Raw genomic sequence first — 22,902 nt, 5'->3', positions numbered from 1 at the left:
TTCCTCTTACTCGGGCAGGGCGATCGGGCCGATGTCGTTGAACACATCACCCGGGCCGGGGTTCTCTTTATGTGTGGACCCGCCGAAGTGCTTCATGATTCCCCACACCGCGTTGAGCGAGGTCTGCACTGCGCCTTCAACCCACGCTGGCGTCCACGACACGTCGTCGCCAGCGATGAAGATCCCGCGCTGCTCCGCCGGCATGTCGTCCTGCATGAAGTGCGCGTACATGCGCTGGTTGTAGCGATAGTGGCCGGGCAGGGCGCCCTTGAATGCGCCGAGGAAGTGCGGGTCGGCTTCCCACGACACGGTGATCGGATCGCCGATGATCCGCGCGGCGATGTCGACTTTCGGGTAAATCTTCTTCAATGCATCCAGCGCCAGTTTCACGCGTTTTTCCACCGGGTGCGGGAGCATCTTCAGCGCGTCGCTCATCCACGAGTACGACAGGCAGATCACGCCCGGTTTGTCGTCGCCGTTGTCGAACAGATAGGTGCCACGGGTCAGGCGGTCGGTGAGGGTCATGCTCATCAGGTCGCGGCCGGTTTCCGGGTCCTTGTCCTTCCAGAACGGCCGGTCGACCATCACGAATGTCTTCGACGATTGCATGTAGCGAGTGCGGTCGAGCGCCATCCACATTTTTTGCGAGAACAGGGTTTCGTCGCATTCGATCTGGGTGGTCAGCAGCCAGCTCTGGCAGGTGGTCAGCACGGCGGCGTATTCGCGGGTGTCACCGTTGTTGTCGGTGACCGCGAAGCGTCCGTCAGGCGCGTGGGCGATTTTCTTCACCCCGGAGCGCGGCGCGCCATGGTGCAAAGATTTCAGGCTGGTGCCTTGCGGCCAGTGCACGCAGCGCTCCGGTGCATGACGCCAGATGCCCTGCGGCACTTGTTCCACACCGCCGACCACCAGGTGCTGGTGATCGTCGCAGTTGGTCATCACCACGCGGAAGATTTCCAGCATCGAGTTGGGGAAGTCCGAGTCCCAGCCGCCGGTACCGAAACCGACCTGGCCGAACACTTCGCGGTGATGGAACGACAGTTTGGCGAAGGCTTTCGACGTGGCGACGAAGTCGTAGAACGTGCGGTCGTCCCACAGCGGCACCAGGGTGTTCCACAGCTCTTTGAGGCGTGGCACGTCGCGGTCGCGGATTGCTTGCTGGATATCGGCGAACTGCGAGCCGGCCTCCAGAGCATCAGCCCATGCGTCAGCCACTTCCTGGAACAGTGCAGGAAGATCCTTCAGGCTCTGTGCGTAATGGGTTTTGCCTTCCAGGTCGATCACGGTACTGCCGGAGGCCGGCGTCAGCGGGTTGGGGAAGGGCTTGGTCTCCAGACCGAGTTTGTCGACGTAGTGATAGAACGCGGTGGAAGACACCGGGAAGCGCATGCCGCCGAGCTCGGCGACGATGCCGTCAGTGCCGTTGAATGCCTGGGAGCGCAAACGGCCGCCAAGCTTCGAGGCCTCATAAACGACGGGTTTCAAGCCCAGTTTCATCAGCTCGTAAGCCGCCACCAGACCTGCAATGCCGGCACCGACGATCGCCACTTCGGCGCCGTGATTGTGCTCGGGAATGCTGCCGAGACCGGCCGGGTGTTCGATCCAGTCGTCGAAGGCGAAAGGAAAGTCCGGGCCGAAAATGGTGATCGGTTTCTTACCGTCTGCAGGATGGCGATTGTTCTTGTTCATGGCTGACCTTGCTGGCGACCCGACGCAGGATGCGCGTCTGAGTATAGGAAAAGATGCCAGCCATTCTAGGGAGCGTAGAACACGTTAATAAGACGCAAAGTGTCGTCGTTTTGAGCGTTGGTGCTGCAATCTGACGAATATAATGATCAGACTGGATGTCCGCGATCAATTTTGCTGCTGAGGATGATTGAGGTCGTGGTCTTCTCCACGCCGTCTACGCTGCCGATCTGATCCAGCAATTGATCCAGTTGTTCCGGCGAGTCGGTTCGCAGCCACGCTACATAATCAAATTCTCCACTCACCGCACACAACTGCTGCACCTGGGCCATCGCACTCAACCGCCGCAACACCTCTTTGCCGGAGCGCGGCTGCACCTTGATCCCGACATACGCCTGCAACCCGCCATCCACGACGCGTTGGCCCAGGCGCACGCCATAACCGGTGATGACTTTGGCCTTTTCCAGTCGCGCCAGCCGCGAAGTCACGGTCGTGCGTGCGATGCCCAGTTGCCTGGCCAGCATTGCCACGCTTTCACGGGCGTTGATTTGCAGGGCAGCGATTAGCTGGCGGTCGATTTCATCAAGCACGGGTGGGCGGATGTCGGGCAAGGGCAGGCTCCAGCGGTACGGATCAATGGGGCTGCATGTTACAGGCTCGTCACGCGAGGCGCTTGTGGGCGCTGATTGAACGGCTGGGGTCAGGCAGTCGCTGGATCGGGGGATTTTACTGAAACAAAAGAACGGACAAATGATTTGACTTGCCTGCTGCCTTTATCAAAAATGGCCTCAAGAGCGCGAAATCCGCTGCCTTGCAGGGCTTCAGCGGACGTAGGTACCTCAGCGATGCTGCAACATCGGTGTAAGGTGAGACCTCTTCATCCCATTTCCTGAGGATGCCAATATCAGGATTCAAATACTCAAGGGGAGCCAACAGGCTCCCCTTTTTGTTTGTCCTGAAGAACGTATCTCTTGTAGAGAAGTTCGCCCTGGCGGTGCCTGTTCATAGCTCTTGCCGGGGCATGCATGAAGTTCCACAGGACGTGTCCGTGCCTGACATCCACCACGACGAGCATGTCATTCTTTGCCTCGTAGGCGTTGATGAAGGCTAGGCGGTATCCGCCGTTGTCGTACAGGATTCTCCAAATTTCAAAAGGTCCCGTCAGCGTATCAATGGCATGCCGAACGTAGCGCTCTCGTGAGTCAGCGCGTTTTTCGACGATGTGGGCGAGCTTGTCCCTCATCACCGCAACGTTTCCGATCGGCGTGAGGATGGTCACTGCCAGTAGCGCCTCGTCGATGAAGCCGAAGTGAGCCAGGAGAATCTTGAGGGCGCCTTGCGCATCGTCTGCCCTTTTTACCTCATCGATTACCGCTGACCGAAACTCCCTGGCCAGCGTTCGCAGGTCGGGCAAAGCTAAGTCGATCCATGTTTGTTGGCCACCTGCTTCTTTGACCAGTGGCGCAGCACTCATGAGCATGAAAGTAATCCTTGGCGGGCAGCGGCGCCCGGAGATTACTCGCTCGGAGAAAAGGCCAACAAGGCCGAAAACTGAGTAGAAACACAGCTTGGGAAATTACCTACAGACCTTGCGGTAGTCTTCCGAACATTGCGTTGTTGAATACCGTAATCGCCAAACGACAGGCGAAAAAAAGCCGCACATATGCGCGGCTTTTTCATGTTTGGTGGGCCCACACGGACTTGAACCGTGGACCAAAGGATTATGAGTCCTCTGCTCTAACCAACTGAGCTATAGGCCCTCAGTAGGCCGCGGATTATAGCGACGGTTTCTCGGCTGTGCTATCCGAAAAATCTGATACGGCTATACGAAGAAACGTCGCGGCGAACTCCTCCGGTGGCAGCGGCAGGCTGACGATGTAGCCCTGGATCTGTTCACAGCCTTCGGCGGCGAGGAATTGTTGCTGGGCCTGGGTTTCCACGCCTTCGGCGATCACAGTGAATTGCATGCTGCGGCCCAGGGCGATGATGGCGCGGACAATCGCCGCGTCGTGCGGGTCGTCGGGCAGGCCGCGGACGAAAGACTGGTCGATCTTGAGGATGTCCAGCGGCAGGCGTTTGAGGTAGCTCAGCGAGGAATAACCGGTGCCGAAGTCGTCGATGGCCAGTTGCACGCCGAGGTGTTTGAGTTGATGCAGCACCGCCAGGGCTTCTTCGGCCTGGCTCATGATGAAGTTTTCGGTAATTTCCAGTTGCAGTAAATCCGGCCTGAGGCGGTTGTCCTTGAGCAGTTGTTCGATGCGTCCCAGCAGGTTCGGCTGGCGCAGTTGTGCGCCGGCCAGGTTGACCGACAGTGGGCCCAGGGATTCGTAAATCTGGTTCCACTCGAACATCTGCCGGCAGGCGGTTTCCAGCACCCAGTCGCCGATTTGCAGGATCATGCCGTTCTCTTCCGCCAACGGTATGAAGTGCTCCGGAGGCACCTCGCCGAAGGTCGGGTGGCGCCAGCGGATCAGGGCTTCGGCGCCGACCAGAGAGTGATCGTCGAGGCTGATTTTCGGTTGGTAGTAGAGGTACAGCTCTTCGCGCTCGATAGCCCGGCGCAGTTCATGTTCCAGCGCCACGCGCTCGCTGGCCTGGGCGGTGAGGTCGCGGGTGTAGCTTTCGACGCGGTTGCGGCCCTTGGCCTTGGAACGGTACATCGCCGCATCGGCGTTCTTGATCAGGGTGGCGACGTCACAGCCGTCACGGGGGTAAAGACTGGTGCCGATGCTGGCGCTGATGAAAAACTCGTGCTCGCCGGCCTGGAACGGTGCGCCGAAGCAGTTCAGCAATTTGGTGGCAATGTTGTCGGCATCACCGGCCTGTTGCAGGCCGGGTAGCAGGATGATGAATTCGTCACCCCCCAGTCGCGCCACGGTATCGATATCGCGCAGTTGTTCTTTGAGGCGTACGGCGATGCCCTTGAGCAGCAGGTCGCCAACCGGGTGACCGAGGCTGTCGTTGATGTGCTTGAAGCGGTCGAGGTCTAGGAACAACACCGCGCCCAGGCTGCCGTTTTCCTGCTGGCTGTTCAGCGCCATCTGCAGACGGCTTTCGAACAGCGTACGGTTTGGCAGGCCGGTCAGCGGGTCATGGTGGGCCTGGTAGTCGAGCTTGGCCTGGGCATGCTTGAGGCTGGAGATGTCGGCGAATACCGCAACGAAGTGGGTGATGAACTTGTCGCGATTGCGCACGGCGCTGATGGTCAGCCAACTTGGGTATAACTCGCCATTCTTGCGTCGGTTGGAAATCTCGCCTTGCCAGTGGCCTTCGTCAGTCAATTGATGCCACATCGCCGCGTAAAATGCGCTGTCGTGCAGCCCTGAGGCCAGCAGGCGCGGGGTATGCCCGAGCGCCTCGCTTTCGCTGTAACCGGTGATTTCGGTAAACGCACGGTTCACCGCACTGATGTGCTGTTGAGTGTCGGTGATCAATACGCCTTCAGCGGTGCTCTCGAACACGGTCGCGGCCTGTTGCAGTTTTTCCTGCATCAGGTGGCGCTCGGTGATGTCCCGGGCGATGGTCAGCATGCAGTCTTCGTCGCCGATCGGCAGTGGACGGCTGGACACCTCGCAGAGGCGGATCTGCCCGTCACTGCGGCGGATGTGGCAGGTGAAATCGCGAACGAAACCGTCGCGGTGCAGCAGATCAAGCATCTGTTTGCGTTCGTTGAGGTTGACCCAGATCCCCAGATCCAGCGCCGAGCGGTCCACCGACATGGCGCTGTTGAAACCGGTGATGCGGCTGAAACCTTCGTTGACCTCCAGCAGCAGGCCATCGCTCTGACGCGACAGCAGCAGTCCGTCCGGCGAGGCGTGGAAGGCCTTGGCGAACTTCTCTTCGGAGGTTTGCAGTTGTTGCTGGGTTTCCTTGAGTGGAGAAATGTCGCGCACCACCACGACCAGCGCCGGTGTGGTATCGAGCTCGAACGGTTCGGCAGAAATCAGCCCGGTGAACACCTGGCCATTGTTGCGACGAAAGGGCATCTCCAGGTTGCGGATGCTGCCAGCCTGCAGGCGCTGCAGCAGGCCCGGCCCGACGCCGGGAATGCCCCAGATGTTGAGTTCGGTGGCGGTCTGGCCGATGACTTCTTCGGCTCTCAGCCCGATCTGCTCTTCAAAGGCCTCGTTGACCTCCAGCAGGCAGCCGTCGGACAGCCGTGCAATCACCAGAATGTCCGGGCATTGCTGGAATACCGAGGCGAATTTCTGCTCTGACAGACGTAGCGCTTCTTCGGTGCGCTTGGTTTCGCTGATGTCGATCATCAGACCGCGCATCACCGGCTCGTGGCCGTGTTCAATCAGGCTGACGATATCGCGCACCCACAAGCAACGGCCGTCAGCGGTGATCACTCGATAATCGAGGCTGTGATCGCGCCCGGCAAGGACTTCGTGATCGCAGAAGCTTTGCGCGCGAGTCAGGTCTGCCGGGTGGATGATGTTGCGCCAGAAGCCCGGTATCAGCCAGTGCGACAGTGGATAACCGAGCAGATCCTCGGCGTGGGGCGAAACGTAGCTGTAGGTGAAATCGCTGATTCGCGCTTCCCAGGCGATGGCCGACAGGCTCTCCACCAGTCCTCGATAGTGGTATTCGCTGCTGCGCAGTTCCTGCTCGAGGTCTATGCGTCGGGCAATTTCCGAGCTCAAGCGGCGGTTGATGCGGATCACCACGGCCAGGATGATCACCAGCAGCAACAGGCCAGGCAAACCGTAGACCAGCAGATCCGACCAGAATGTCCGATGATCGAGGACGTTGCCTACCCAATGTTCCTGAATGCTGCTGATTTCTTCCGGGGACATGTCGGCCAGGACTTTATCCAGGATGCTCACCAGCATTTTCTTGTCCCGGGGCACCCCCATGGCCAGTTGATAGCGATAGGGGGTTTCGCCGCTGACATACAGCCCGTCGAGCTTGAGCTGGCGCAGGCTCCAGACGCTGGAGGCGAGATCGCCGACCACCGCGTCTACTTCATCTGTGGCCAGGGCCTGAAGGGCCGAGCTGACATTGGGCATGGCGACCAGGTTCAGGTCGGGATGGTGCGTGCGCAGCAGTTCGTGAGGGGCATAGTTTTCGACAACGGCGATCTTCAGCCCGTACAGATCCTCGATCTTGCGCGGTTGCGGGCCGCCGACGTGGGCGAGGATGACGATCGGAAAGTCGAGGTAGGGGCGGGTGAAAGCCAGGTAATTCTGGCGTTCCGGGGTGGACATGATGCCCGGCAGCAGATCGATGGTGCCGTTTTTGGCCTGTTCGAGCACCACCGTCCAGCTCACGGGTTCGATTGGTGTCAGTTTGATCGCCAGGCGCTGACGGATCACATCGATATAGTCCGCCGCCAGGCCCTGATAACGGTTCTGGTCGTCCCGAAACTCAAATGGCGGCCACGATGCATCGACACCCAGGCGCAAGTCCGGGTGAGCCGCCAGCCAGCTACGTTCTTCATCGGTCAGAGTCAGCGCGTCAGCCGTTGCGGTCCAGATCATCAGTGACAGCAAAAAAAGCACGGACGCCAGTCTGGGCATAACGGTCTCGTTATGGCTCGGGGGAATGTTTCGAGTGTAGACGGGCTGTGCGCGAGGGAAGGGCGGAGCGAGGTATTTAATCTGCCCTATAAACAAAACCCCCGGCCTGGGCCGGGGGTTCTGGTATCACTCGTCGAGGAAGGAGCGCAGATGCTCGCTTCGCGTCGGGTGGCGCAGCTTGCGCAGCGCCTTGGCTTCGATCTGACGGATCCGCTCGCGGGTCACGTCAAACTGTTTGCCGACTTCTTCGAGCGTGTGGTCGGTGTTCATGTCGATACCGAAACGCATGCGCAGTACCTTGGCTTCACGGGCAGTAAGGCCGGACAGTACTTCGCGAGTCGCTTCTTTCAGGCTCTCAACAGTGGCGACATCGATTGGCGACTGCATGGTCGAGTCTTCGATGAAGTCACCCAGATGGGAGTCTTCGTCATCACCGATCGGGGTTTCCATGGAGATCGGCTCTTTGGCGATCTTCAATACCTTGCGGATCTTGTCCTCAGGCATCTCCATGCGCTCACCCAGCTCTTCCGGGGTCGGTTCGCGACCCATTTCCTGCAGCATCTGCCGGGAAATACGGTTGAGCTTGTTGATCGTCTCGATCATGTGCACCGGAATACGGATGGTGCGGGCCTGGTCGGCGATCGAGCGAGTGATCGCCTGACGGATCCACCAGGTGGCATAAGTCGAGAACTTGTAACCACGACGGTATTCGAACTTGTCCACCGCTTTCATCAGACCGATGTTGCCTTCCTGGATCAGATCGAGGAATTGCAGACCGCGGTTGGTGTACTTCTTGGCGATGGAGATCACCAGACGCAAGTTTGCTTCAACCATCTCTTTCTTCGCGCGGCGGGCTTTCGCCTCACCGATCGACATGCGACGGTTGATGTCCTTGATCTCGGCAATGGTCAAACCGGTTTCGGTTTCCAGCGCGGTCAGCTTTTGCTGGCAACGAATGATGTCCGGTTGCACGCGGCCAATGGCTTCGGCGTACTTGCTCTTGCCTTTGGCCAGGGCGTCGGACCAGCTTTCGTCGACTTCGTTGCCCGGGAACTGGCGCAGGAAATCGGCACGCGGCATACGTGCATCACGTACGCACAATTGCATGATCGCGCGCTCTTGCTGACGCAGACGATCCAGGGCACTGCGAACACGCTCGACCAGGGCTTCGAATTGCTTCGGCACCAGTTTGATCGGCATGAACAGCTCGGCCAGGGCCAGCAACTCGGCAACGGCTGCCTTGTTGTGACGACCGTGCTTTTTCAGCGCCTTGCGGGTGATTTCCATCTGGTCAGCCACGGCGCCGAAACGCTGGGCAGCAATGACCGGATCCGGACCGCTTTCGGCTTCTTCTTCGTCATCGGAAGCTTCGGCGTCATCGTCCTCGGAATCGTCGTCCGCTTTCGCGGCTTTCGCATCGATCGGCGGCGGCACTTCGGCGGCCGGCGGTGTAATGCCGTCGTCCGGGTCGATGTAACCGCTCAGAACGTCGGACAGGCGACCGCCTTCGGTGGTGACCCGAGTGTATTCGGAGAGAATGTGGTCAACCGTGCCCGGGAAGTGCGCGATTGCGCTCATCACCTCACGGATGCCCTCTTCGATACGCTTGGCGATTTCGATTTCGCCTTCACGAGTCAGAAGCTCGACCGTACCCATTTCACGCATGTACATGCGCACTGGGTCAGTGGTGCGACCGATATCGGTCTCCACCGCTGCCAACGCAGCGGCTGCTTCTTCCGCAGCGGCCTCGTCGGTATCGGCGTCGGCCAACATAAGGGCGTCCGCATCCGGAGCACTCTCGTGTACGGGGATCCCCATGTCGTTAATCATGCGGATGATGTCTTCCACCTGCTCAGGATCTGAAATATCCTCGGGCAGGTGGTCGTTGACCTCGGCGTAAGTCAGATACTTCTGCTCACGACCCAGTTTGATCAACTCAATAATACGAGACTGCTGTTGCGCTTTTCCGGACATAACACCCTATCCACTGAAGGTCTTGGCGGGCAAAAAACAAGCCGAGGATTATACCTGAGCTATGACCTCACGCGCCAGTTGAGGTCGGGTTTGATGCAGGAACATCCCGTTTAAGCAACTCGAGCAGCAAAGATTTTTCTTCGGCGCTCAAATCGCTTTGACGTGATTTCCTGGAAAGTTGTTCCAGCTTTCGCTCGCGCTGGCGGGCGGACAAGCTAGTTATGGTGTCGAAAAACTGTTGTTCAAGGTTTTCTCCGTTGATCAGCCATTCCTTTTCTGCCAGGCGGGTCAGCAATCGACCCTGTTCGGTGCCGTGCCATCGCGAGATCAACTGAAAAGAGTTTAGCTGAGGATTCTTTTGTACGGCCTCAAGCGAGGCCACCAGAAGCTGGGTGTTGGTATTGTCTTCGTCCGCGAAGTGACCGGCGGTCTCGACTTTCAGGGCCAACTGCGGGTGGTGGATCACGGTTCGCAGGGCGGCCATGATCGGTGTTTCGACGGCGGCCGGTATCCGTGGGGCACGCGGTTGATCGCGATCACCACCACGTTTGCCATTTTTGTCCCAGGGTTTCTTTTCCCATTTCTTGCCGCCGGCGCCGGATTTCTTCGGCGTCCATTCCTGCTGCGGCACATACATGTCCTGTGCCTGCGGCTGATGGTAGTCGCTGTAGTCCGGTATTGCGTCGTAATCGATGCCTGGATCGTAGGCGGGCGGCGCTTCCTGTGGTGCGCTCTGGGCCAATTGACTGACGGTCTCGCTGCTCAGACCGGTGATTTCGGTCAGGCGCTGACGCATCAGGATCCGCAGGTTGGCCCCCGGCACCTTGTCGATCAGCGGCGCGGCAAGGGTGGCCAGGTGCGCCTTGCCTTCGAGCGAGCGAGGGTCGGCCTCTTCGGTCAGTTGCTGGAAGAAGTAGTCCGCCAGCGGTTGTGCGTGCTGGTTGATTCGCGCCCGGAAGGCGTCGGTGCCTTCGGCTCGGATCAAGGTGTCCGGGTCTTCGCCTTCAGGCAGAAACAGGAAGCGCGCGCGGCGACCGTCCTGCAGGCTGCTCAGCGTAGCTTCCAGTGCGCGCCAGGCGGCGTTGCGGCCGGCCTGGTCGCCGTCAAAGCAGAACAATACGTTCGGCACGACGCGAAAAAGACGTTTCAGGTGTTCTTCACTGGTGGCCGTGCCCAGCGTCGCGACGGCATTGCGCAGGCCTTGCTGGGCCAGGGCGATGACGTCCATGTAGCCCTCGACGACGATGATTTCGTCGAGGTTGCGGTTGTTCTTGCGTGCTTCATAAAGGCCGTAGAGTTCCTGGCCTTTATGGAATACCGGGGTTTCCGGCGAGTTCAGGTATTTCGGCTTGTCGTCGCCGAGAACTCGGCCACCGAAGGCAATGATGCGCCCACGGGTATCGCGGATCGGGAACATCACACGATCACGGAAGCGATCATAGCGTTTGCCGGTTTCGGCGTTCTCGATCAGCAGGCCGGCGTCGATCATGGCTTTCTGCTGCAGGGTGTCGCTGCTCAGGTGCTTGAACAGGTTGTCCCAGCCCGGTGGGGCAAAGCCGAGGCCGAAGTCTCGGGCAATCTCGCCGGTCAGGCCGCGACCTTTTAGGTAGTCCACGGCAGCCTTGCGTGCCGGGTGGCTCTTGAGCGCCTGCCGGTAAAAATCGGCGGCGGCGGTCAGCAGCGGATAGAGCGGCGAATCGGTCGGCTGTCGCGGTTTGTGCGAGCGGCCACCTTCTTCGCGCGGGATTTCCATGCCCGCCGCCTTGGCCAGATCCTCGACGGCCTGGGGGAAGTCCAGGTTGTCGTGATCCATGAGAAAACCAAGCGCGTTGCCGCCAGCGCCGCAGCCGAAGCAGTAATAGAACTGCTTGTCGGGACTTACGCTGAACGACGGGGTCTTCTCTTTATGAAACGGGCAACAGGCGGTGTAGTTTTTGCCGGCCTTCTTCAGTTGCACGCGCGAGCTGACCACGTCGACGATGTCGGTGCGGTTCAGCAGGTCGTCAATGAAGCTCTGGGGAATCAGCCCGGCCATGGCGTTCTCGTCTGCGCTGTAATGGGTCCGATGCGAAGGGCGGCCGGACGATCATGGTGTGAGGCGCGCAAGATAAAGTGCGGCTCGACCAGTGTCGTTGACGTAATCGCTGTCGGGAAGTGTATCTGCCGAAAATTCACTGACGTTAGTACTCATCAGTCTTCGACTATTTGAAAGTGTTGCGCTGAATCCGCTGACGGCCGGTATGCTGGCCTCGGATAGCTCATGAAACGGGCACGCAAGCAGGTGCCTTGGGCTGATCGTCGTAAGAGGAATCAGTGGGTGTGCTCGTCAGTAGCCTTGAAAGGCTCGTCAGAAAAGACGTGCACCGCTGGCAAAAGAGCCAGGCCTGACGCGGTGAAGCGGATTTGTCTCGGTCGCGTGTGCGGCTTCGACGGTGAAGCATCAAGCGTTTTACGCAAATGCCATAAGCCCGGCTGAGGGCCGGGCTTGGCAGAAGCTTGCTACGATCGTCTGTGTATTAGTACAGACGAACGGCGCGGCGCTGTTCGCGCTGAACTTTCTTGGCGTGACGCTTAACAGCGGCTGCTGCCTTGCGCTTACGCTCAGAAGTTGGCTTCTCGTAAAATTCGCGGCTACGAACTTCAGCCAGTACACCGGCTTTTTCGCAGGAGCGCTTGAAACGACGCAGAGCTACGTCGAAGGGTTCGTTCTCTTTAACTTTGACGGCTGGCATCCAGAGCTACCTTCATTCATTACCGGGGTCAACATCCTCGCGGCAAAAGAGCACTTGAAGACGTCGGTTTTTAAGGGTTGCGGATGTTAACCCCTCAACGCTCGGAATGCAAAGCCTCTGATCGAAAACCGCTGGTCGGGGCATCCAGTGGCGACTATTATGCGCGCCTTCGAATTCAGCCTAAACAAGGCGCAAACCCATGCTAGTACTGGGATTAGAAACTTCCTGCGACGAAACCGGCGTCGCTTTATACGACAGTGAACGCGGTCTGCTGGCCGACGCATTGTTCAGTCAGATCGACCTGCATCGCGTCTACGGCGGTGTGGTGCCGGAGCTGGCCTCGCGCGATCACGTCAAGCGCATGCTGCCCTTGATCCGTCAGGTGTTGGCCGAGGCCGACTGCGTGCCGACCGAGATCGACGCCATCGCCTACACCGCGGGTCCTGGCCTGGTGGGTGCTTTGCTGGTGGGTGCTTCGTGCGCTCAGGCGCTGGCGTTTGCCTGGGGCATTCCGGCCCTCGGTGTGCACCACATGGAGGGCCACTTGCTGGCGCCGATGCTGGAGCCAAAGCCGCCGGAATTTCCGTTCGTCGCTTTGTTGGTCTCCGGTGGTCATACGCAGCTGGTTCAGGTCGATGGCATCGGCCAATACAGCCTGCTGGGCGAAACCCTTGATGACGCCGCAGGCGAAGCGTTCGACAAGACTGCGAAGATGATGGGCCTCAACTACCCGGGCGGCCCGGAAATCGCCAAATTGGCGGAGAAGGGCGTCGCAGGACGTTTCACCTTCCCGCGTCCGATGTGCGATCGCCCAGGCCTTGATTTCAGCTTCAGTGGCTTGAAGACCTTTGCCCTCAATACCTGGCAGCAGTGCGTCAGCGCCGGGGACGACAGCGAGCAAGCCCGTTGCGACATCGCGCTGGCGTTCCAGCAGGCCGTGGTGGAGACTTTGACCATCAAGTGCAAGCGTGCGTTGAAGCAGGCCGGCATGAAGCGTCTGGTGATCGCTGGCGGCGTCAGCGCCAACAAGGCGTTGCGTGTATCGCTGGAGAAAATGCTCGGCGACATGAAGGGCGATGTGTTCTATGCCCGTCCAGAATTCTGCACCGACAATGGCGCAATGATTGCGTTTGCCGGTTGCCAGCGTTTGCAGGCTGGCCAGCAGGAAAGCCTGGCGATCAGCGTGCAGGCGCGCTGGCCGATGGAGCAGTTGTCGGCACTGTAATGAGTGGCGCTCACGTGCGGTATTTAAAAATGCCGTTCGCGCCCGGCAAACAGGTCGCGTAGATTGCCCCGGTGGCGCCAGACGATCAGCAGCGTCAGCGTGCTCATCGGCAGCAGCGCCTCCGGTTCCTGCCAGGCCAGTAATGGCAGGGTCAGGGGCGTGGCGATCAGCGCTGCCAGCGAGCTGGTGCGGGTCAGGTAGAACGTCAGCAGCCAGGCACACACGGCCAGCAGCGCGGCAGGCGAATACAGGCCCAGCAGCATGCCGGCCGCCGTGGCAACGCCCTTGCCGCCGCGGAAACGGAAGTACAGCGGGAACAGGTGACCGATCACGGCGCAGACGCCGATCCAGGCCTGATCCTGTAGTGGAAGGCCCGCTGCCGAAGCGATCAGCACCGGTAGCAGGCCTTTGCACAGATCACCCAGCAGGGTCAGGATCGCGAGTTTGCGACCGGCCAGGCGCAGCATGTTGGTGGCACCGGCATTACCCGAGCCACTCATTCGCGGGTCCGGATTTCCGGTCAGGCGGCTGAGCAAAATGGCGAAGGACAGCGAGCCGAGCAGGTAGGCGAGGATCGCCAGTAACCAAAACATGCTAACTATTCCGGGCGAGGACGCCCTGATTCTAACGGCGCATTGCGCCCTTGTCGTGCAGCGGAGAAAAGTGCTTGGACAGAGTGTTTATCGAGGGCCTGGAAGTCGACACCGTGATCGGTGCCTACGACTGGGAGCGCGGCATCCGACAGTGCCTGCGCCTTGATCTGAGCTTCGCCTGGGACAATCGCCCGGCTGCTGCCGGTGACGACCTGACCCTGGCACTCGATTACGCCAGTGTTTCCACGCGGATCCAGGCCTTTGCCGAGCAATCCCAGTATCAACTGGTCGAGACCTTCGCCGAGCGTCTGGTCGAAGTGCTGATGAACGAATTCAAGATTACCTGGGTGCGACTGAAGCTGACCAAGCCTGGCGCGGTCCCGGCCGCCAAGGGTGGTGTGGGCGTGGAGATCGAGCGCGGATGTCGCTGACTCAGGTCTATCTCGGGCTCGGTAGCAATATCGAGCGCGAAACCCATTTGCGCGCAGGTCTGGATGCCCTGGCCGGTTTTCTGGTGGATATCCGCTGTTCGGCGGTGTTCGAAAGCCAGCCGGTGGGGATCAAGAGCGGGCCTTTCTACAACTTCGTGGTCTCGGCGTTTACCGATCTGCCGTTGATGGAGCTGGATCGTCGGCTGAAATTCATCGAGGCGGATAACGGTCGTTATGCCCCGGATCGCAAGGGGTTGCCGCTGGATATCGACGTCTTGCTGTACGGCGAGCTGGCAGGCAATTTCGACGGGCTGATCCTGCCCCGGGCCGAAATTCTGAAAAATGCCTTTGTGCTGTGGCCGCTGTCGCTGATTGCGCCGGATCGGGTACATCCAGGCGTGGGAAAAAGTTTTGCCACGTTGTGGGCCGAGGCGCAAATCGATCAGGTGTTGGCACCGGTCGGGTTTGAATGGCGCGGTATTCAGCTCACGCCTTCAGATCTGTTGAGCTGACTGACGCCATCGCGAGCAGCCATCGCGATGGCGTCAGATGTTCTCAGGAAGACGCTGATTCCTTGTAAGCCTTCAACGCCTTGAGCCGTTCGCGCTTGAGCGCTTCGCCCAGTTCGGGGCCTTGGAAGCCCTTCTCCAGCAGCGGCTGAACCGCAACACCCCGAGCAGCGCTGGCTGCACCGCGCAGGTAATCGGCCTGTGGATAACTGCGCTGCTCAAGTCCTTTGCGGCCTCGTGCATCCATCTCGCACGCGACGATAAATTCTTCGAAACGCTGCGGTCGGCGATAAACATCAAAGCTCTGCAGCAATTCCAGCAAGGTCGACGCCTTCAGTTCCAGGGCGCGATGACCGTGGGTGTGGTACTGGCCAACCAGCAAGGCCAGTTCCTGACAATCCTTCGGTGCCTTGAAGCGTTCGTTGACGGCTTTGATCAGCTTCAGGCCTTTGTGCTCATGGGCGATATGCCGCGGCCATTCCTCTTCCGGCGTCAGACCTTTGCCGAGGTCGTGCAGCAGGCAGGCCCAGCGCACTGTCAGCGGTTGCTGGTGGAGGGCGGCTTGCTCAAGCACGCTCAGCGTGTGAATGCCGCTGTCGATTTCCGGGTGATGGGCTTCCGGTTGCGGTACGCCGAACAAGGCATCGACTTCCGGCATCAGCACTTTCAGAGCGCCGCAATCGCGCAATACCTGAATGAAAACCTGCGGCTGATTTTCCATCAGTGCGCGGGAAATCTCTTTCCAGCTGCGTTCGGCGGTCAGGGCCTCCAGTTCGCCGGATTCGCTGAGCTCGCGCATCAGTTCCAGCGTCTCGGGCGCCACCTTGAAGCCGAGTTCCGCGTAACGAGCTGCAAAGCGGGCAACACGCAAGACTCGCAGGGGATCTTCGGCGAACGCGGGGGAAACGTGACGCAGGATTCGATCGTCGAGATCGCGCTGGCCGTGATAGGGATCGGTCAGGTTTTGCTGATCGTCCTCGGCCATGGCGTTGATCGTGAGGTCGCGACGGATCAGGTCTTCTTCGAGCGTGACCTCGGGGCTGGCGTGAAAGGTGAATCCGCCATAACCGCGACCGCTCTTGCGCTCGGTGCGGGCGAGGGCGTACTCCTCGCCGCTTTTCGGGTGAAGAAACACAGGGAAATCCGCGCCTACCGGGCGAAACCCTTGGGCGAGCATTTCTTCTGCGGTGGCGCCGACCACCACCCAATCGATATCGGTGACCGGTTTGCCCAGCAGGCGATCACGTACTGCGCCGCCGACCTTGTAAATCTGCATAAAAAACCTCCGTTGGCCCGACAGGATAACCCTTGCGCCGGACTTTCGGAGGCCAGAACGGGATCAAAGATGAATGACGGCCAGATCGAGCCGACCGTAATCTCCCTCACCGTGTTCGCTGCGGGGCGGTACATGGTGGGTTTTCATGATCTGGTCGCCCTGCAGGGTTTCCAGATGAATGTCGAAACCCCACAACCGGTGCAGGTGCTTGAGTACCTCTTCGGTGGAGTCGCCCAGCGGTTTTCGGTCGTGCTGCTGGTGACGCAGGGTCAGTGAGCGGTCGCCGCGCCGGTCGATGCTGTAGATCTGCACGTTCGGTTCACGGTTGCCGAGGTTGTACTGCGCGGCCAGGGTCTCGCGGATGATCCGGTAGCCGCCCTCGTCATGAATGGCGGGCACCAGCAGATCGTCCTTCTGGTCGTCATCGAGGATGCTGAACAGTTTCAGGTCGCGGATCACCTTGGGTGACAGGTACTGCAGGATGAAACTCTCGTCCTTGAAGCTGCTCATGGCGAACTTGATGGTCGACAGCCAGTCGGTGCCGGCGATTTCCGGGAACCAGCGACGGTCTTCTTCCGTTGGTTCTTCGCACATGCGCCGGATGTCGCGGTACATGGCAAAACCCAGTGCGTAAGGGTTGATGCCGTTGTAGTAGGGACTGTCGAAACCTGGCTGGAACACCACGCTGGTGTGAGACGTGAGGAACTCCATCATGAAGCCATCGGTGACCAGACCCTCGTCGTACAGGTCGTTCATCAACGTGTAGTGCCAGAAGGTTGCCCAGCCCTCGTTCATCACCTGGGTCTGGCGCTGTGGATAGAAATACTGGGCGATCTTGCGCACGATCCGCACGATCTCCCGCTGCCAGGGCTCCAGCAGCGGCGCGTGTTTCTCGATGAAGTACAGGATGTTTTCCTGTGGCTCGGCCGGGAAGCGTGCGTTGTCCTTGTCGCTGTATTTGTCTGCGCCTTTGGGAATGGTGCGCCACAGGTCGTTGATCTGTTTCTGCAGGTGTTCTTCGCGATCCTTCTGCCGGCGCCGCTCTTCCTCGGCGGAAATCGGGTACGGACGTTTGTAGCGGTCGACGCCGTAGTTCATCAAGGCATGGCAGGAATCGAGCAGGTCCTCGACCGCGTCGATGCCATGGCGCTCCTCGCATTGCATGATGTACTGCTTGGCGAACACCAGGTAATCGATGATAGAGCTGGCATCGGTCCAGGTGCGGAACAGGTAGTTGCCCTTGAAGAAGCTGTTGTGGCCGTAGCAGGCATGGGCCACCACCAGCGCCTGCATGCAGATGGTGTTTTCCTCCATCAGGTAGGCGATGCACGGGTCGGAGTTGATCACGATCTCGTAGGCCAGCCCCATCTGCCCGCGACTGTAGGATTTCTCGGTGCTGAGGAAGTGTTTGCCGTAGGACCAGTGGTGATAGCCCAGCGGCATGCCGACCGAAGCGTAGGCGTCCATCATCTGTTCGGCGGTGATCACTTCAATCTGGTTGGGATAGGTGTCCAGGGCGTACCCGGCCGCGATCCGGGCAATTTCGCGGTCGTAGGTCTGGATCAGCTCGAATGTCCATTCGGAGCCGGTGGAAATGGGTTGGCGCTTCTGCTCTTTGGCGGTCATGTCACTAACCTGCGCTGGAAGAGTTCACGGAAGACCGGATAGATATCTCCGGCCGAGACCAGCTGCTGCTGGGCAAAAGTGTCAGAAAAGGCTTCGGCGATGCGTTCGTACTCGTACCACAGGGCCTGATGTTCGCGCGGGGTGATCTCTACGTAAGTGTAGTACTGCACAAACGGCATGATCTGATTGATCAGGATGTCGCGGCAGATCGGCGAGTCGTCGTTCCAGTTGTCGCCGTCGGAAGCCTGTGCGGCGTAGATGTTCCATTCGTTGCTCGGATAGCGCTCTGCCATGATCTCCTGCATCAGCTTCAGCGCGCTGGAAACGATGGTGCCGCCGGTTTCCCGCGAATAGAAAAACTCTTCTTCGTCCACTTCCCGTGCGCTGGTGTGGTGGCGGATGAACACGACGTCGATCTTGTCGTAGTTCCGCTTGAGGAACAGGTACAGCAGGATGAAAAAGCGTTTGGCGATGTCCTTGGTCGCCTGGGTCATGGAGCCGGAAACGTCCATCAGGCAGAACATCACGGCTTTCGAGCTTGGGTTCGGTTGCTTGATCAGCAGGTTGTACTTGAGGTCGAAGGTGTCGAGGAACGGCACACGGTGGATACGCGCGCTGAGTTTTTCGATTTCGGCTTCGAGATTCTGGATATCGCCGAAGTTGTCCGGTTCTTCGCGTTTCAGGCGGGCCAGTTCTTCCTTGGCTTCGCGCAGTTTGGCGCGGCTGCTGCCGGACAGCGCGATTCGCCGGGCGTGGGCCGAGCGCAGTGTGCGAATGATGTTGATCCGGGACGGGTTGCCCTCGTTGCTGATCCCGGCGCGGACCGTCTTGAAGGTATCGGTGCCACTCAGGTTGCGTTTGACCAGGTTGGGCAGTTCGAGGTCCTCGAACATGAATTCGAGGAATTCTTCCTGGGTGATCTGGAACACGAATTCATCCATGCCTTCGCCGGAGTTGCCGGCCTTGCCCGGTCCGCGACCGCCGCCGCCTCCCGGTGGGCGGGCGATGTGTTCGCCTGCGGTGAATTCCTTGTTGCCGGGGTGAACCACGGTCTGCTTACCGCCACGGCCATGGTGAAGCACCGGTTCGTCGATGTCGCGACCGGGAATGCTGATTTGCTCGCCGTGCTCCATGTCGGTGATGGAGCGCCGGCTGACCGCCTCTTCGACAGCCTTCTTGATGTGGTCACGGTAACGCCGCAGGAAGCGCTGACGGTTTACCGTGCTTTTGTTCTTGCCATTGAGACGTCGGTCGATCACATAGCTCATGACTGCTCCTTAGAAGCTGTCCTGCAAAGGGGCGAGCGGTCATGCAGCGTTGAACCGAATGCCAAGGGACGCACACGCTCCCCCAAGCGCTTTGGGTGCTGCCTGAACCTCGCTACCGCCTTTCGAACACCTTCCAGAGGCCTGTGTAGCAGAAAATGCGCACACAAGCCTCGGGCTGACGACAACCGGTCTGACCGGCCGCGGTTTACTGTGATTTTCTGACCCGCAGATACCACTCGGAGAGCAGTCGTACCTGTTTGTCGGTGTAGCCGCGTTCGACCATTCGTGTAACGAAGTCGTTGTGTTTCTGCTGATCCTCTTTGCTGGCCTTGGCATTGAAGCTGATGACCGGCAGCAGATCCTCGGTGTTCGAGAACATTTTCTTCTCGATGACCACCCGCAGTTTTTCGTAGCTGAGCCAGGTCGGGTTCTTGCCGTTGTTGTTGGCCCGGGCGCGCAGTACGAAGTTGACGATTTCGTTGCGGAAATCCTTCGGATTGCTGATGCCGGCCGGTTTCTCGATTTTTTCCAGTTCCTCGTTGAGGGCGACGCGGTTGAGGATCTCGCCGGTTTCCGGATCGCGGTATTCCTGATCCTGAATCCAGAAGTCCGCATACAGCACGTAGCGGTCGAAGATGTTCTGGCCGTACTCGCTGTAAGACTCGAGGTAGGCGGTCTGGATCTCCTTGCCGATGAATTCGATATAACGCGGCGCCAGGTATTCCTTCAGATAGCGCAGATAGCGCTCGCGGGTTTCGGCCTGGAACTGTTCCTGTTCGATCTGCTGTTCCAGCACATAGAGCAGGTGCACCGGGTTGGCGGCGATTTCATGCGGGTCGAAGTTGAAGACCTTGGACAGGATCTTGAACGCGAACCGGGTCGACAGACCGTTCATGCCTTCGTCGACGCCCGCCGAGTCGCGATATTCCTGGATCGACTTGGCCTTCGGATCGGTGTCCTTGAGATTTTCGCCGTCGTACACCCGCATCTTGGAGTAGATGTTGGAGTTTTCCGGCTCCTTCAAGCGTGACAGCACGGTGAACTGCGCCAGCATCTTGAGGGTGTCCGGCGCGCAATGGGCTTTGGCCAGGGAACTGTTGAACAGCAGTTTGTCGTAGATCTTCACTTCGTCGCTGACCCGCAGGCAGTACGGCACTTTGACGATGTAGATCCGGTCGATGAAGGCTTCGTTGTTCTTGTTGTTGCGGAAGGTGTGCCACTCCGATTCGTTGGAGTGGGCCAGCAGGATCCCGGTGAACGGAATCGCGCCGAGGCCTTCGGTACTGTTGTAGTTGCCTTCCTGAGTGGCGGTCAGCAACGGGTGCAGCACCTTGATCGGTGCCTTGAACATTTCGACGAATTCCATCAGACCCTGGTTGGCCCGGCACAGCGCGCCCGAGTAGCTGTAGGCATCGGCGTCGTTCTGCGGATATTCCTCGAGTTTGCGGATGTCGACCTTGCCGACCAGCGCCGAGATGTCCTGGTTGTTCTCGTCACCGGGTTCGGTCTTGGCCACGGCGATCTGGTTGAGGATCGACGGGTAGAGCTTGACCACGCGGAACTGGCTGATGTCGCCGCCGAATTCGGCCAGGCGCTTGGTCGCCCATGGCGACATGATGGTGTTCAGGTAGCGCCGGGGAATGCCGAAGTCTTCTTCGAGGATCGCGCCATCTTCGGTGGCGTTGAACAGACCCAGGGGAGATTCGAAAACCGGTGAACCCTTGATGGCGTAGAAAGGCACTCTTTCCATGAGCTGTTTCAGCTTCTCGGCCAGGGAGGATTTACCACCACCGACGGGACCGAGCAGGTAGAGGATCTGTTTCTTCTCCTCGAGGCCCTGGGCGGCATGGCGGAAATACGACACGATCTGGTCGATGCATTCTTCCATCCCGTGGAAGTCTTCAAAGGCCGGATAGCGGCGGATCACCTTGTTCGAGAAGATTCGCGACAGCCTCGAGTTGGTCGAGGTGTCGAGCAGCTCCGGTTCGCCGATGGCCATTAACAGACGTTCGGCAGCGGAAGCGTAGGCGCTACGGTCTTTCTTGCACAGCTCCAGGTACTCTTGCAGCGAGAGTTCTTCCTGGCGTGTGGACTCGAAGCGTTGTTGGAAGTGGCTAAAGATACTCATGACGTCACCTCGCTCGATACGTGGAGCCGACGCCGGATCACTCAGTCGATGCTGGCAAGCAGCCGCTAAGGCAGCTGTTGTTTACCCCCCAGAACCCCTCCGCGATCGACAACCGCGAAAGTCACTCCCGATGACCCGTGCGCCGGTGTACCGGCTCTCCCCTGTTTTGGATGGCCTGGGCTTAAGGATAGTTGGGAATTCAGGAGGTAAAGGCGAGATACGTAATTAGTTGTGGCAGACCGTTCGTCTGCCACCGCGCGAGCCCACGGGAGCCGGGGCTTGCACGTTACAAAAAAATTATTCGGAGGTGCCTTGCGCGGTTTCCGAAGGAAAAGTCGTACGCCACAGCTCGAAGCCACCGTCCATGCTGTAGACGTCGGAGAAGCCCTGGCTCACGAGATACGCCGCGGCACCCTGGCTCGAGTTGCCGTGATAGCAGACCACGACAGTCGGGGCATCGAGGTCGGCCCCTTGGATGAAGGCGTGCAGGGAATGATTGTCCAGATGCTTCGAGCCGCTGATGTGCAGCGCCGCGAATGTGGCTGGGTCACGGACGTCGACCACCACGGCACCTTGCTCGCGCAGGGCCTGGGCCTGTTCCGGGGGGATACGTTTGAATTCGCTCATGGCGGGTTCCTGTGGCTCGGCTGAAAACGCAGTCTAACGCGCAGCGCTGACTGGCGAGGATTCGGTGATCAATGGCGCGACCGGGGGCAGGACGCCGCCGTGTTCGTCGCATTTGCATGACAGCCGTTCAAAGCTGTCGACGTTCATCAGGGTCAGGCTGCCGCCCCAAACGCAACCAGTGTCGAGGGCTGAAATGCCGGGTTCATGGACATTGCCTTCCAGCGCCGCCCAGTGGCCGAAAATGATTCGCAGGCCTCGGGTCTTGCGCTCCTTGTGCTGGAACCAGGGCTTGTAGCCCGGTGGCGCGGTGTCGAGGCCTTCCTTGCTCTTGAGGTCGAGCTTGCCCTCGGCGGTGCAGAAACGCATGCGCGTGAAATAGTTGGTGATGACCCGGAGGCGGGTTACACCGTTGAGCTCGCTGTCCCACTTCGCCGGCTCGTTGCCATACATGCCGTCAAGGAAGGCCGGGAACAGGTTGTCGTCGCGTAATGCGGTTTCGACTTCCTCGGCGTACTTCAGTGCTTTGCGCAGCGACCATTGCGGTGCAATGCCGGCGTGCACCATGGCGACTTCACGTTGCTCATCGTAGTGCATGAGCTTTTGCTGGCGCAGCCATTCCATCAGTTCGGCGCAGTCCGGCGCTGCGAGAATCTCGCGCAGCGTGTCGGACTTCTTCATCCGCTCGATGTTTTTCGCCGCCGCCAGCAGGTGCAGGTCGTGGTTGCCGAGTACGCAGACCAGCGATTCACGCATGCCATAAAGGAAGCGCAGGGTTTCCAGCGATTGCGGGCCACGGTTGACCAGGTCACCCACCAGCCACAACCGATCCACTGCCGGGTCGAACGCGACCTGCTTGAGCAGGCACTTGAGCGGTTCGAGGCAGCCTTGCAGGTCGCCGACGGCATACGTCGCCATTAGTGCAGGGCTCCGGGAACGGCGAGGCGGAAAGGTTTGATGATTGCGTCGAAATGCTTGCCGTCGCTGGCGACCATTTCATAGCTGCCCTGCATGGTGCCGACCTTGGTGGTCATGACCGTGCCGCTGCTGTAGGTGTGGCTTTTTCCCGCGTCGATCAGTGGCTGTTGGCCCACCACGCCGGCGCCGCGCACCTCTTCGACATGACCGTCGCCATCGGTGATCACCCAATGCCGGGAGATCAGTCGGGCTGGCTGCTCGCCATTGTTCTGCACGGTGATGGTGTAGGCGAAGGCAAAGCGGTCGTGCTCGGGTTGCGATTGGTCTGCCAGATAGTGAGTTACGACACTGACATCGACCTGATAACGAGGATCAGACATGCAAAAGGCC

At 59.5% G+C, this 22,902-nt stretch carries 18 protein-coding genes and 1 tRNA gene; 3 read left to right on the top strand and 16 right to left on the bottom strand.

The features are described from left to right. Positions 1–6: 6 nt before the first annotated feature. The 8 genes from IF199_RS27410 to rpsU all read right to left on the bottom strand — a co-directional run bounded on the left by IF199_RS27410 (position 7) and on the right by rpsU (position 11,914). Positions 7–1,689 (bottom strand): flavin monoamine oxidase family protein, encoded by a 1,683-nt coding sequence (locus tag IF199_RS27410; protein WP_096817873.1) that lies wholly within the window; start codon positions 1,687–1,689, stop codon positions 7–9. 146 nt (positions 1,690–1,835) lie between these two features. Continuing rightward, positions 1,836–2,297: an Lrp/AsnC family transcriptional regulator gene (locus IF199_RS27405; RefSeq protein WP_007959884.1), complete on the bottom strand. Its 462-nt coding sequence runs from the start codon at positions 2,295–2,297 to the stop codon at positions 1,836–1,838. A gap of 308 nt (positions 2,298–2,605) precedes the next feature. Beyond that, positions 2,606–3,166, bottom strand: a complete 561-nt coding sequence (locus IF199_RS27400) for a PBECR2 nuclease fold domain-containing protein (protein WP_192559136.1) — start codon at positions 3,164–3,166, stop codon at positions 2,606–2,608. A 203-nt stretch (positions 3,167–3,369) separates the two neighbouring features. Then, positions 3,370–3,446, bottom strand: a tRNA-Ile gene (locus IF199_RS27395). Between the two features lie 15 nt (positions 3,447–3,461). After that, on the bottom strand, positions 3,462–7,208 hold the full coding sequence (locus IF199_RS27390) for a bifunctional diguanylate cyclase/phosphodiesterase (protein WP_102619783.1): 3,747 nt from the start codon (positions 7,206–7,208) through the stop codon (positions 3,462–3,464). A gap of 126 nt (positions 7,209–7,334) precedes the next feature. Further along, positions 7,335–9,182 (bottom strand): RNA polymerase sigma factor RpoD, encoded by a 1,848-nt coding sequence (rpoD, locus tag IF199_RS27385; protein WP_096817878.1) that lies wholly within the window; start codon positions 9,180–9,182, stop codon positions 7,335–7,337. A 67-nt stretch (positions 9,183–9,249) separates the two neighbouring features. Continuing rightward, positions 9,250–11,217: a DNA primase gene (gene dnaG, locus IF199_RS27380; protein ID WP_192559135.1), complete on the bottom strand. Its 1,968-nt coding sequence runs from the start codon at positions 11,215–11,217 to the stop codon at positions 9,250–9,252. Positions 11,218–11,698: 481 nt separating this feature from the next. Continuing rightward, positions 11,699–11,914 carry a 30S ribosomal protein S21 gene (rpsU, locus tag IF199_RS27375; RefSeq protein WP_002551877.1) on the bottom strand — a complete coding sequence of 72 codons (216 nt, stop codon included), beginning with the start codon at positions 11,912–11,914 and terminating at the stop codon, positions 11,699–11,701. 199 nt (positions 11,915–12,113) lie between these two features. Here rpsU and tsaD point away from each other — a divergent pair, with 199 nt between their 5' ends. Then, a complete protein-coding gene (gene tsaD / locus IF199_RS27370; protein WP_039768071.1) occupies positions 12,114–13,139 on the top strand; it encodes a tRNA (adenosine(37)-N6)-threonylcarbamoyltransferase complex transferase subunit TsaD in 1,026 nt (341 codons plus the stop codon). A 23-nt stretch (positions 13,140–13,162) separates the two neighbouring features. Here tsaD and plsY read toward each other — a convergent pair whose 3' ends face one another. Further along, positions 13,163–13,732 carry a glycerol-3-phosphate 1-O-acyltransferase PlsY gene (gene plsY, locus IF199_RS27365; protein ID WP_192559134.1) on the bottom strand — a complete coding sequence of 190 codons (570 nt, stop codon included), beginning with the start codon at positions 13,730–13,732 and terminating at the stop codon, positions 13,163–13,165. 74 nt (positions 13,733–13,806) lie between these two features. Here plsY and folB point away from each other — a divergent pair, with 74 nt between their 5' ends. Both folB and folK read left to right on the top strand, forming a co-directional pair. Further along, the gene (gene folB, locus IF199_RS27360) at positions 13,807–14,163 is read left to right on the top strand and encodes a dihydroneopterin aldolase (protein WP_011336216.1); all 357 of its coding nucleotides are present in this window, start codon (positions 13,807–13,809) and stop codon (positions 14,161–14,163) included. Further along, on the top strand, positions 14,154–14,675 hold the full coding sequence (folK, locus tag IF199_RS27355; RefSeq protein ID WP_192559133.1) for a 2-amino-4-hydroxy-6-hydroxymethyldihydropteridine diphosphokinase: 522 nt from the start codon (positions 14,154–14,156) through the stop codon (positions 14,673–14,675). Before folB ends, folK begins: the two co-directional genes overlap by 10 nt. Before the next feature lie 43 nt (positions 14,676–14,718). Here folK and IF199_RS27350 read toward each other — a convergent pair whose 3' ends face one another. From IF199_RS27350 to apaG, 7 genes are all read right to left on the bottom strand, one after another. After that, positions 14,719–15,948 carry a multifunctional CCA addition/repair protein gene (locus IF199_RS27350; protein ID WP_192559132.1) on the bottom strand — a complete coding sequence of 410 codons (1,230 nt, stop codon included), beginning with the start codon at positions 15,946–15,948 and terminating at the stop codon, positions 14,719–14,721. A 63-nt stretch (positions 15,949–16,011) separates the two neighbouring features. After that, positions 16,012–17,574 (bottom strand): SpoVR family protein, encoded by a 1,563-nt coding sequence (locus tag IF199_RS27345; protein ID WP_096817887.1) that lies wholly within the window; start codon positions 17,572–17,574, stop codon positions 16,012–16,014. After that, positions 17,571–18,842 (bottom strand): YeaH/YhbH family protein, encoded by a 1,272-nt coding sequence (locus IF199_RS27340; protein WP_096817889.1) that lies wholly within the window; start codon positions 18,840–18,842, stop codon positions 17,571–17,573. The genes IF199_RS27345 and IF199_RS27340 overlap by 4 nt, the downstream gene beginning before the upstream one ends. A gap of 205 nt (positions 18,843–19,047) precedes the next feature. Continuing rightward, entirely contained in the window at positions 19,048–20,970 is a 1,923-nt protein-coding gene (locus IF199_RS27335) for a PrkA family serine protein kinase (RefSeq protein ID WP_096817891.1), read from the bottom strand. A gap of 297 nt (positions 20,971–21,267) precedes the next feature. Continuing rightward, positions 21,268–21,597, bottom strand: coding sequence for a thiosulfate sulfurtransferase GlpE (glpE, locus tag IF199_RS27330; protein WP_007959911.1), 330 nt, complete (start codon positions 21,595–21,597; stop codon positions 21,268–21,270). 33 nt (positions 21,598–21,630) lie between these two features. Continuing rightward, a complete protein-coding gene (locus IF199_RS27325) occupies positions 21,631–22,512 on the bottom strand; it encodes a symmetrical bis(5'-nucleosyl)-tetraphosphatase (protein WP_192559131.1) in 882 nt (293 codons plus the stop codon). Beyond that, the gene (gene apaG / locus IF199_RS27320) at positions 22,512–22,892 is read right to left on the bottom strand and encodes a Co2+/Mg2+ efflux protein ApaG (RefSeq protein WP_096817894.1); all 381 of its coding nucleotides are present in this window, start codon (positions 22,890–22,892) and stop codon (positions 22,512–22,514) included. The genes IF199_RS27325 and apaG overlap by 1 nt, the downstream gene beginning before the upstream one ends. Positions 22,893–22,902: the final 10 nt, after the last annotated feature.

Origin of the sequence: Pseudomonas allokribbensis (assembly GCF_014863605.1) — a bacterium.
GTDB lineage: Bacteria > Pseudomonadota > Gammaproteobacteria > Pseudomonadales > Pseudomonadaceae > Aquipseudomonas > Aquipseudomonas allokribbensis.
The sequence above is the reverse complement of the archived record's forward strand: the minus strand, read 5'-3'. Positions and strand labels throughout refer to the sequence as shown.